The sequence below is a fragment of the Alistipes putredinis DSM 17216 genome (assembly GCF_000154465.1).
GTDB classification, from domain to species: domain Bacteria; phylum Bacteroidota; class Bacteroidia; order Bacteroidales; family Rikenellaceae; genus Alistipes; species Alistipes putredinis.
Genome location: NZ_DS499580.1, coordinates 414,823 through 426,201 on the forward strand (window position 1 = coordinate 414,823; position 11,379 = coordinate 426,201).

At 57.6% G+C, this 11,379-nt stretch carries 10 protein-coding genes; 9 read left to right on the forward strand and 1 reads right to left on the reverse strand.

Translation table 11 applies throughout. The annotated features are described in order from the left end of the window. From alr to ALIPUT_RS10690, 9 genes are all read left to right on the forward strand, one after another. Window positions 1-2,373, forward strand: a complete 2,373-nt coding sequence (alr, locus tag ALIPUT_RS10650) for an alanine racemase (RefSeq protein WP_004329965.1) — start codon at window positions 1-3, stop codon at window positions 2,371-2,373. A gap of 73 nt (window positions 2,374-2,446) precedes the next feature. Then, window positions 2,447-3,181 carry an SAM-dependent methyltransferase gene (locus ALIPUT_RS10655; protein ID WP_004329966.1) on the forward strand — a complete coding sequence of 245 codons (735 nt, stop codon included), beginning with the start codon at window positions 2,447-2,449 and terminating at the stop codon, window positions 3,179-3,181. 65 nt (window positions 3,182-3,246) lie between these two features. After that, window positions 3,247-3,867, forward strand: coding sequence for a nucleotide exchange factor GrpE (locus ALIPUT_RS10660; RefSeq protein WP_004329967.1), 621 nt, complete (start codon window positions 3,247-3,249; stop codon window positions 3,865-3,867). Window positions 3,868-3,993: 126 nt separating this feature from the next. After that, window positions 3,994-5,157 (forward strand): molecular chaperone DnaJ, encoded by a 1,164-nt coding sequence (gene dnaJ, locus ALIPUT_RS10665; protein WP_004329968.1) that lies wholly within the window; start codon window positions 3,994-3,996, stop codon window positions 5,155-5,157. Between the two features lie 233 nt (window positions 5,158-5,390). Then, window positions 5,391-5,780, forward strand: coding sequence for a hypothetical protein (locus ALIPUT_RS10670; protein ID WP_004329970.1), 390 nt, complete (start codon window positions 5,391-5,393; stop codon window positions 5,778-5,780). After that, complete coding sequence (gene mutL, locus ALIPUT_RS10675) at window positions 5,780-7,669, forward strand: DNA mismatch repair endonuclease MutL (protein WP_004329971.1); 1,890 nt, start codon at window positions 5,780-5,782, stop codon at window positions 7,667-7,669. Before ALIPUT_RS10670 ends, mutL begins: the two co-directional genes overlap by 1 nt. A gap of 55 nt (window positions 7,670-7,724) precedes the next feature. Next, window positions 7,725-8,366, forward strand: coding sequence for a rhomboid family intramembrane serine protease (locus ALIPUT_RS10680; RefSeq protein WP_004329972.1), 642 nt, complete (start codon window positions 7,725-7,727; stop codon window positions 8,364-8,366). Between the two features lie 3 nt (window positions 8,367-8,369). Further along, window positions 8,370-9,527: an endonuclease/exonuclease/phosphatase family protein gene (locus ALIPUT_RS10685; RefSeq protein ID WP_004329973.1), complete on the forward strand. Its 1,158-nt coding sequence runs from the start codon at window positions 8,370-8,372 to the stop codon at window positions 9,525-9,527. Window positions 9,528-9,535: 8 nt separating this feature from the next. Continuing rightward, a complete protein-coding gene (locus ALIPUT_RS10690) occupies window positions 9,536-9,985 on the forward strand; it encodes a NanQ anomerase/TabA/YiaL family protein (protein WP_004329974.1) in 450 nt (149 codons plus the stop codon). A gap of 103 nt (window positions 9,986-10,088) precedes the next feature. On the opposite strand, the gene ALIPUT_RS10695 is transcribed toward ALIPUT_RS10690, so the two are convergent. Further along, window positions 10,089-11,273, reverse strand: coding sequence for an FprA family A-type flavoprotein (locus ALIPUT_RS10695; protein ID WP_004329975.1), 1,185 nt, complete (start codon window positions 11,271-11,273; stop codon window positions 10,089-10,091). Window positions 11,274-11,379: the final 106 nt, after the last annotated feature.

An 11,379-nucleotide genomic window follows, 5' to 3' on the forward strand; every position in this document is an offset into this window, starting at 1 on the left:
ATGAAATACATGTTATCGGAAATCGCCCGCATTTGCGGGGGCGAACTCATCGGGGAGGATTTGCCGGTGGCACGGGTGCTTACCGACAGCCGCAACTGTTCGTTCGGCGAGGAGCCGCTGTTCGTGGCCATGAAAGGTACCAATCACGACTCCCACGCCTTTATTGGCGAGATGGTTCGCCGGGATGTGAAGGCATTTCTTGCGGAGCGGAAGACGCAACTTCCGGCCGGTTGCGGCTGCGTGGTGGTTCCGAGCGCCATCGCTGCCCTCCAACAGCTTGCGGCCCATCACCGGACTCGGTTCAAGGGGCGCGTGGTCGGTATCACGGGTTCGAACGGGAAGACCGTGGTCAAGGAATGGATCGCCCAGCAGATTCCTGCCGGCGTCAAATATTTCCGGTCGCCGAAAAGTTATAATTCGCAGTTGGGCGTGGCGCTCTCGCTGCTGATGATCGAAGGGGACGAGGAGTTGGCGTTGATCGAAGCGGGGATCTCCTGTCCCGGGGAGATGGTGCGTCTGGAGCGGATGATCCGCCCCGATACGGTGATTTTCACTTCGATCGGCGAGGCGCACCAGGAAAATTTCACCTCGCTCGAGGAGAAGAGTGCCGAAAAGTTGGTGTTGGCGAAGGGAGCGCGAACCATTATTTATCATGGTGGCTCCTCCCTGCTCGAACGGATGATCCGCACGTTATACGGCGGCCGGCAGTTGCAGGACGCTGCGGAATATCCGCTGCCGGAGCAGTTGCCCGCAGGGGTTCTGGAGAGCGGGGCCGGGCGTGTCGATGCCCAGTTGGTCGGGGCGTTCTGTCGGGTGATGGGCTTTCCCGACCCCGATTTCGGCCGGATTCGGCCCGTGGCGATGCGCCTCGAGTTGAAGGAGGGAATCAACGGTTCGCTGCTGATCGACGACGCTTACAATTCGGACATCAACTCCCTCTCCATTGCGCTCGACTACCTGCATAATATGGCCGCCGGCCGTCCCATGACACTTATTCTTTCGGATATCGAGCAGAGCGGCGTCGAGGACGGAGTGCTTTACGGCGAAGTGGCCCGTCTGGTGGCCGCCGCCGGAGTGAGCCGTCTGATCGGCGTGGGAGACCGTATTCGAAATGCCGGGGCGAATTTCGCCTGCGACAGCGCCTTTTACCGCACGACCGACGAGCTGCTGCGCAACCTGCGCCGCGACGATGTGGCCGGGCGCGTGGTGCTCATCAAGGGCAGCCGTGACAGCCACTTCGAGCGGGTGAGTCATGCGCTCGAACGCAAGAGCCATACGACGGTATTGGAGGTCGATCTCGATGCCATGATCCACAACCTGAATTATTTCCGTGCGCGGCTCCGTCCCGGGGTGCGGCTCGTGGCGATGGTCAAGGCGGCCAGCTACGGCGCCGGGGATTTCGAGGTGGCCCAGATGCTCCAGCATCAGGGGGTCAATTACCTGGCCGTAGCTTTCGCCGACGAAGGGGTGCTGCTCCGCGAGCGGGGAATTAGAATGCCGATCGTCGTTCTGAATGCCGACGAGGGCAGTTTCGATCTGATGGTCGCTCACCGGCTGGAGCCCGAAATATACAATTTCCGTTCGCTGGCGTTTTTTTCGAAAGCCGTCGAACGGGTCGGAGAGGAGAGTTACCCGATCCATATCAAGCTCGATACGGGCATGCACCGGTTGGGTTTTATGGAAGGGGAGTTGGATATGCTGACCGAAACGCTGGGCGAAACTCCGTCGGTGAAGGTCGCTACGATCTTTTCGCACCTGAACTGTTCCGATATGCCCCAGGAGGATCGTTATACGCGGGAGCAGATCGCCCGTTTCGACCGTATGAGCGGCCGTCTGGCTGCGGCGCTTCCCTATCCGGTGCTTCGCCATACGGCCAATTCGGCGGCGATCGAGCGTTTCCCCGAGGCGCAGTTCGACATGTGCCGTCTGGGGTTGGGACTTTACGGTTTCGGCTTCGAGCATAACGACGAGCTGAAACCCGTTTCGACGCTCAAAAGCCGTATCGTGCAGCTCAAGCACCTGTCGGCGGGCGAAGCCGTCGGTTACGGCCGGGCGGGGAAGCTGACGCGTGACAGCGTGACGGCCACCGTGCCGATGGGGTATGCCGACGGACTGGACCGTCATCTGGGGTGCGGCCGGTGGTCGATGCTGGTCGCGGGGCGGCCCGCGCCGATCGTGGGCCGCGTCTGCATGGACAGTTGTATGATCGACGTGACCGACATTCCCGGCGTGGAGGAGGGGGACGAGGTGGTGATCTTCTCCGCGGTGCCGGGCAATACGCCCGAAGATATGGCCCGCGTACTCGATACGATCCCTTACGAGGTGATGACCTCCGTGTCGGGCCGTGTGAAACGGATTTACAGCAAAGAGTAAAAAAGAGAATCCCGACGGAGCCGGATGCCGGGGCGGTGGCAGAGGCGGGGTTTTCGATAAATGGAATGAAGATATGTCGCAGGAACGAAAACCGGGACAGCCGGGTACGCTTTACCTGATTCCGTGTCCGATCGCCGAGGATACGCCCGTGTGGGACGTGCTGCCGGCGGCGAACCGGGCCGTGATCGACTCGCTGGATTATTTCATCGTGGAGAATGTCCGCTCGGCGCGGCGTTTTCTGTCGAAGGCGGGCTTCGGCCGTCCGATCGACAGCCTGGAGTTCCGGGAGCTGAACGAGCATACGACCGATGCCCGGGCTGTGGACGAGATGGTGCGTCCGATTCTTGCGGGGCGTTCTGCCGGAGTGATCTCCGAGGCGGGTGTGCCGGGAGTGGCCGATCCCGGGGCCCTGGCGGTGGCCCGGTGTCACCGGCTCGGAATCCGCGTGGTGCCTTTGATCGGTCCTTCGTCGATCATCCTGGCAGTGATGGCGTCGGGGTTGAACGGACAGTCGTTCGCCTTCAACGGCTATCTGCCGGTCAAACCGCCCGAACGGGCCCGGGCGATCCGGACGCTGGAACGGCGTGCGACCGGCGAGAGGCAGTCGCAGGTTTTTATCGAGGCTCCTTACCGGAATGCGAAGCTGCTCGGGCAGTTGCTCGAGGTATGCGCCCCCGATACGCGGCTTACGCTGGCCGTCGATATTACCTCGCCGCAGGAGTATATCCGCACGCTGACGGTTCGTGAGTGGCGCTCGGCCCTGCTGCCGGAAATGGATAAACGGCCTGCAATTTTCATTTTGGGCTGATGCTTCTGCCGGTTGGTATATATTTTGGACAATAGAGGAGTGGAAAATCAAATAATACATCAGATATGGACAAGGAAAAGGTTTATAATGAAGCGGTTGGCGGCGACGAAGGCTTCGCGGCGGGCGATGGGTATCCCTCCTGCGACGGGGAGCCGTGTGCCAATGTGACAGATGAAAGCTCTGCCGATGCTGACACAATGGCAGGGGATAGGAATACACCGAAAGCGGCTTCGGAGGAGTTGCCTTCGCGCGACTGGGAGGCGGAGATTGCGGAGTGGCAGGACAAGTACCTGCGTTTGCAGGCCGAGTTCGACAATTTCCGCAAGCGCACGCTGCGGGAGAAGATGGAGCTGGTGCAGAGCGGAAGCGCCGAGTGCGTGAAGAATTTTCTGCCTCTGATGGACGATTTGCAGCGGGCGCTGGAAGCGATCGAGAAGAGCAATGACCTGGAGGCGCTTCGTGAGGGTGTGAAATTGATCGCACAGAAGTTCAGGGAAACGCTCAAGAAACAGAATGTGAAGGAGATCGAGGCGCTCGGACTGGAGTTGGATACCGATCACCACGAGGCGGTTGCCCGTTTCGATGCCGGGAAGGAGAAGAAGGGCAAGATCGTCGATGTGGTACAGCCCGGTTACAAGATGGGCGACAAGGTGTTGCGTTTTGCGAAAGTGGTCGTCGGAGAGTAACGGGCGTTTTCGTTTAACGGGCGCGGAGTTGCTCCGTCGCGCACTATTGTGCCGAGCGTAGAGTGTGAAAATACGACTATTGAAAAAGAATATTGAGCCGGAATCGAAGTCCGGCATTCGAATACTATGGCAGAAAAGAGAGATTACTACGAAGTGCTTGGCGTGGCGAAGAACGCCAACGCGGATGAGATAAAGAAAGCTTACCGAAAGGCGGCTATCAAGTATCACCCGGACAAGAATCCGGGGGATAAGGAGGCCGAGGAGAAGTTCAAGGAGGCGGCCGAGGCGTACGATGTGCTCTCCAATCCCGAAAAGCGAGCCAGATACGATCAGTTCGGCCATGCCGGAATGAGCGGTGCGGCCGGAGCCGGCGGCGGGTTCGGCGGATTCGGCGGCGGGTTCTCGATGGAGGACATCTTCTCGCAGTTCGGCGATATTTTCGGGGGTCATTTCAGCGGCGGAAGTTATCGGACCTCTTCGAGCGGCGGCCGTCGCGTAAGCCGTGGTACGGATATCCGTGTGCGGGTGAAGCTCTCCCTGGCGGAGATCGCTGCCGGAACGGTCAAGAAGCTCAAGATCAACAAGCAGATCGCCTGTCCTAAATGCGGAGGTACGGGAGCCAAGGACGCCAACTCCTATTCGACTTGTTCGACCTGCAACGGAGCGGGGTATGTGAATCGTGTCGAAAATACCTTTTTCGGTCGGATGCAGACCCAGAGCGTGTGTCCCACGTGCGGCGGTACGGGCAAGGTGATTACCAATCCCTGCGACGAGTGCAAGGGCGAAGGGACGATCAAAGGCTCCGAGGTGGTGGAGATTCGGATTCCGGCCGGTGTGGGCGATGGAATGGTATTGACGGTGTCGGGCAAGGGAAATGCGGCTCGTCACGGCGGTGTGAACGGTGATTTGCAGGTGGTGATCGAGGAGGAGCGGAATCCGGAATTGCTGCGCGACGGAAACGACCTGATCCATAATCTGAATATTACGGTTCCGACGGCTTTGCTCGGCGGTTCGGTCGAGGTTCCGACGGTCGATGGCCGGGCGCGGATCAAGATCGCACCGGGTACGCCTGCGGGCAAGGTGCTGCGGCTGGCCGGCAAGGGCTTGCCCGACGTGAACGGTTACGGACGCGGCGATATACTGGTCGTGGTGGATGTTACGGTCCCCGCCAAGCTCAATGCCGAGGAGAAGCGGTTGGTGGAGCAACTGGCCGCACAGCCTTCCTTCCAGCGGGCCGAGGCGTCCAAAGGACACAACATTTTCGACAGGATGAAGAGTTTCTTCCGGTAATTTCCGGTCGAAAAGTGAGAGCTCCCGGAGTGACATGGCTGGTTATTCCGGGAGTTTTTCGTATCTTTACCGAAGAAATAACCGGTTTGGACGGCTGCATTCCGATCGGGCGTAACACGACGTGTTGCGGGCCCCGTATTTTTTGCGGATGACGATGAAGCGGGCCGATGCAATTCGTCTGTTCGGAGCCTCGCCCGGGCCGCTGCTGTCTTCACCTTAAAAAACAGAATTTTATGTCCGGTTTTACGCCGTTTAAGAAACACGCCAATAAATTCAACTACCTGCCGCGCTACTACGATCCCGAGAAAGAGGAGCGCGACCGGCGTCGTGCCGAGCTGCGCGGCGAACGGGCCGAGGATGCGGGCAAAGAGTATAAGCCGGGACAGTATATCCGTACGCAAAGCCAGGCCCGGGCAGCCCGCCGCCGCGAAGAGATGTCGCGAGGCTCCGGCCGTATGTGGATGATGGTCGTACTGGTCGTGCTGGTGCTTTTGTTCTTGGTGTTCGGCTATCCGCGTGTGGTCGCGTTCATTTCCGACATGCAGAAACCCAAAACCCCGCAGACCGAGGAGTTCAATCCCTACACTCCGATTACGGTCGTCCCTAACGATTATGAGGAGTAATGGCTGATCGTATCAAATTACTGCCCGAGGTCGTTGCGAACCAGATTGCCGCCGGTGAGGTGGTGAACCGTCCGTCGTCGGTGGTGAAGGAGATGATGGAGAACGCGATCGATGCCGGAGCCCGCAGCGTGAAGGTCAATTTCCGAGACGGCGGCAAGGAGCTGATTCAGATCGTGGACGACGGTTGCGGCATGTCGCCCATCGACGCCCGCATGGCTTTCGACCGGCATGCTACCAGCAAGATCTCTTCGCTGGACGATATTTATGCGCTCAAGACGTTCGGCTTCCGGGGCGAGGCGCTCGCGTCGATCGCCGCCGTGTCGCAGGTGGAGCTGCGTACGCGCCAGGCGGAGGATGAAGTGGGTACGCTCACGACGGTCAATGGCGGTGAGTTCGTTTCGCAGACCCTCGCGGCTTGTCCTGTGGGGTCGCAGTTTTATGTGCGCAATCTGTTCTACAACGTGCCTGCCCGCCGTAAGTTCCTCGAAAAGAGTACGACTTCCACGGGGCAGATCAAGTCCGAGTTTCAGCGGGTCGCGCTCTGCAATCCGCAGGTGGGGTTCGAATTGCTGATGAACGATCAGCCGCTCTATCGGTTGCCCGCTGCTTCGCTGGCTTCGCGGATCGTCGATGTGGTGGGGCGTCATATCAAACAGAACCTGCTGGAAGTCGATGCCGACACGTCGATCGTGCGGGTGACGGGCTTCGTGGGCCGTCCCGCTGCCGCCAAGAAGAGCAATAGTTCGGAACAGTATCTTTTCGTGAACGGGCGTTATTTCCGCTCCCCCTATTTTTTCAAGGCGATCCTGAAGGCTTACGAGAAGCTGATTCCCGATGCCTGTTCGCCCTCCTATTTTCTCTACCTGACGATCGACCCTTCGCGGATCGACGTCAATGTCCATCCCCAGAAGACCGAAGTCAAGTTCGCTGACGAAGAGGCCGTGTGGCAGATCATCAACGCTGCCGTGCGGGAAACTCTCGCCAAGACGGGAGCGGTGCCGCTCATGGATTTCGATCAGACGGACAGCGTCGAGATTCCGGTGCTGACCAAAGGGGCCGTTTACCGTGAACCCAAGGCGATGTCGAACGAGAGTTACAACCCTTTTCGTGCGGATTACGCTTCCGATGTGTCGGAACGGATGCCCGACGTGGATTTTTCGGGCTTCGACGCTCCTTACGACGGGGAGATGCCTGCCGGAAAGGGTGTGGGGGCGGAGGATCGATACGACGAGATGATCCCTTCTGCCGGGTTCGCTCCGACCGAAATGGAGTTCATTCCTTCTGCCGGGGAACCGGTGCAACAACGGCTGATGGACGATCCTGCGGCTTGTTTCAGCGGTGTGACGGTGCTCGGCAACGGGTATGCCTCGGCGCTGTACGGCGGCAAGTGGGTGGTCGTGGACCTGCGCCGGGCGCGGGAACGGGTGTTGTACGACAATTACCTGCTGCTCCTGACCAACGGATCGTCGGTCAGCCAGCAGCTCCTTTTCCCGGAGCGTCTCGCGTTTTCGGAAAACGAATATGCGTTGCTCGAGGAGAATGCGGTCGATTTCGCGGCGTTGGGTTTCGACCTGGAGTTTTGCGGCGGCGGAGCCGTCGAGGTAAAGGGCGTTCCGGCCGACATTCCGCACGATACGATCGACCGGTTGATTTACGAATTGCTGCAGGAGTTCGCCGTGCCTGTGGACGTTCAGGCATTGCGGCGCGAGAAGATCGCCGCTGTCATGGCTTGCAGCGGAGCCCGCAGCATGTCCCGTACGATTTCGACGGAGGAGGCCGAATCTCTGCTGGGGCAGCTCTGCGAAGGCGGGAATGTCAGCTTCACGCCTTCGGGCAAGGCGGTCATGGCCAAAATCACACTGGAAGAAATCCGCAATAAACTTGGTTGAGAGGTTGCCGGAAGGGATATAATCGTTACATTTGCATCTAAATCTTACTTTGTCTATGAATAATAGCCGCTATTTTTCTTCGACGCCTCCCGTAGTGCTGAACCTGATTATCATCAATGCGTTGATGCTTCTTGCGACCGAGCTGCTGCCTGTCGGGAACAGAATCGTCGGGGCGCTGGCGCTTTTCAACGTCGAGAGTCCGTTGTTCCATTCCTACCAGTTGGTGACTTATATGTTTCTGCACGGTGGATTTTCCCACTTGTTTTTCAATATGTTCGCCTTGTGGATGTTCGGTCGTACGCTCGAATACGAGTTGGGGTCGAAGCGCTTTCTGACCTACTACATGGTGTGCGGCGTCGGTGCCGGGGTGTTGCAACTGTTGGTCGGCTGGCTGGAATACCGCTATGGCAATGTCGGTATGATGGCCCTGATGGTGCCGACGGTCGGAGCTTCGGGTGCCGTGTTCGGTCTGCTGCTTGCTTTCGGCGTAATGCACCCCAATGCGGTCATCATGCTGCTCATTCCGCCGATTCCGATGAAAGCCAAGTGGTTCGTGGTCGTGTATGGCGTGATCGAACTTTTCTTCGGCATTTCGGGCCGGATGGACGGTGTCGCCCACTTCGCCCATGTCGGCGGTATGTTGTGGGGATTCCTGCTGCTCTATTATTGGAAACACAAAGGGGTGATCCGCTATTGATCGATGAGCAGGGAGTATTACGACGATTACAGACACGGTGCTTCCCGGAAACGTCGGAAAAGTTTGCCGGGCAGCGTGTTCAACGGGGTGATGCTGATCCTTTCGGTCGCGACGGGTGCGGCCATGATCGTAACGCTGCTGGCACCGTTCGTGCACCCGGGGCGAACCTGGATTTTTCCGGTGCTGGGGTTGGTCGCTCCGGCGGTTTATGTAATCACCCTGCTGGTGACGTTGTACTGGATCATTCGGTGGCGGTGGCGCATTGCCCTTCCGCTTGTCGTACTGTTGCTGGCGGGCCTTTTCAAGGTGCCGCTCTTCCTGAAGCCGGAGTTGCGCCGTCATTACGGTGAAGAGACGAGCTTCGGCCGGGGGGCGATCACCCTGCTGACTTTCAATGTTCGCAGTTTTTATAACGACCGGGGACAGTGGAGTTTCGACGGGGTGACGGAGGTGATCCGCCGTGTGAATCCCGATATTGTCTGCTTACAGGAGTTCAACCGTACCTCGAGCAAGGCCGAAGAGTTGGATTCGCTGTTATCCGATTACGATCGTACGGTGGTTATGGAGGGGAACAGACGGGATCCTGTATTTCCGCTGGCGCTTTATACCAAATACCGGATCCTCGGAAAATCTCATTCGATATTGGGTCCTATGAAGCAGGACGGGCAGTCGGTATGGGTGGATCTGCTGGTGGGGGACGATACGATTCGGATCTTTAACAACCACTTGCATTCGACCGCAATTACCGTGCATGACGATAAGTATCTTTCGGAGCATCAGTTTCTTACGGATACCGCTGGCGGAGCGAAAATCAAGAATATCTTCCGCAGGTTCCGCGACAACAGCATGTTGCGGGCGGCACAGGCGGACACGATCGCTCGGGCGATCGCTGCGACTCCGGGCTGTAAGATCGTTTGCGGTGACTTTAACGATACGCCTATGTCCTATACCTATCGGGTGATGGCACAAGACCTCGACGATGCTTTCCGGGCGAGCGGTAAGGGGTATTCCTATACCTTTCGCGGATTCATGGATGTTTTGCGGATCGATTACGTCCTCTATTCCGAAGATTTGGAGTGTCTCGATTACCAGGTTTTGTACGATGTGGATTTGTCGGATCACTATCCGGTCGTGGTCCGGTTGAGGCCGGTCAAAAGATAGTTGTTGTTATGATTTTGGATTCATTGAGAAACTGGGCTTTTTATTGCGGGGCCGATTCCCGGTTGAAGCGGGCGTTGGAATACCTCGCTGCGGCCGATTTGAATACTCTTGAGCCGGGGCGGTACGAGATCGAAGGAGCTGAAATTTTTATGAAAGTGACAGAAGGGGAGCTCAAACGGGAAGAGGAGGCTTCGCTGGAGGTGCACGATAAATATATCGACGTACAGGTATTGATTGCCGGCGAAGTCGAAACGATGGGTTGGCGGGAGCGTCGGGAGTGCCGTGTCCCCCGGGGGCCTTTCGATGCGGAAGAAGACATTCGGTTTTTTGCAGACCGGCCGCAGCTTTTCGTCGGGATCAGGCCCGGACAGTTCGTCGTTTTCGGTCCCGAGGACGCCCATGCTCCGATGATCGGTCGGGGACGGATCAAAAAGGCGGTCGTAAAGGTGATGAAATAGGGGCTTGTGCCGCGGTCGCAAGACTCAGAAAGAGATAGAAACTAAACAGGGACGGTGCCAATGACGGCACCGTCCCTGTTTATTGCGGACGAATCGGGATTTTCTACCGGATTTTTTCGGCAATGGCTTTGGCAAGTGCCGTGCAGCATTGTGCCCCCTGATCGTCGTATCCCTGTTTCATTTCTGTCGGCTGGCAGATGGCCTCCCATTTCATTTTCTGGGCGAATTCTCCCAGCAGGCGTACCGCTGCTCCAGCCCAGGTATAGGAGCCGAAATAGGCGAATTTCCGGCAGGGAATGCAACGTTCGCTGATTTTTTGCAGCAGGGACCCGACTTCGGGGAAGAGTTCGCCGTTGTAGGTCGGAGAACCCACGATCAGCGTGTCGTATTTGAAAATGTCGCGGATGACATTCGAAATGTCGGCATACGAAAGGTTGTAAACGATGATGTTTTTTACACCCTGTACGGTCAGCTCCCGAGCGATTTTCTCGGCCATCTGGGCCGTATTGCCATACATCGAACCATAGGCGATCACCACACCCGGTTCGCCTTCGTAGCGACTCAACTGATCGTAGATACCTATTACGCGCCCGATTTCCTGCTGCCATACGGGGCCGTGCGTCGAGCAGATCGTTTCGATGGGAAGGCCGCTCAGTTTTTGGAGGGCTTTCTGTACGGGGGCGCCGTATTTGCCCACGATGCAGGCGTAGTAGCGGCGCATCTCGTCCCAGAAATGGTCCAGCGAAAGCTGGCTGTCCAGGATACCGCCGTTCAGGGCACCGAACGTGCCGAACGCATCCGCCGAGAAGAGTACCTTGTGTTCGGGGCAATAGGTGACCATCACTTCGGGCCAGTGAACCATCGGCGCCATATAGAACGAGAGGTTTTTTTGGCCGAGCGAAATGCTTTCGCCCTCTTTGACTTCCCGGGTGAGGGTATGGATGCCGTAATATCCGTCGAGCATCTGAAGGGTTTTGGCATTGCCCACGATCTGCATCTCGGGGTAGAGCAGGCGCAGGGTTTTGATCGAAGAGGAGTGGTCCGGCTCCATGTGATCGACCACCAGGTAATCGATCGGCCGGTCTTTCAGGATCGCGCGGATATTGTCGATGAACTGTTCGCCGAACGATACTTCGACCGTGTCGATCAGAGCGACTTTTTCGTCGATGACCAGGTATGAGTTGTAGGAAACGCCGTAAGGAAGCGACCACAGCGATTCGAAACGGGTCGTGGTGCGGTCATTGACGCCGACGTAGTGTATTCCGGGTAATATTTCTGTAAAAGCCATAAATTGTTTAGGTTTTGATTCGGCGCGAAGATACGAAAAAAATCGTTTCGATCCATTGCTGCCGAATTTTATATATTATAAGGTGTCGAATAAGAGCGGGGTGTAA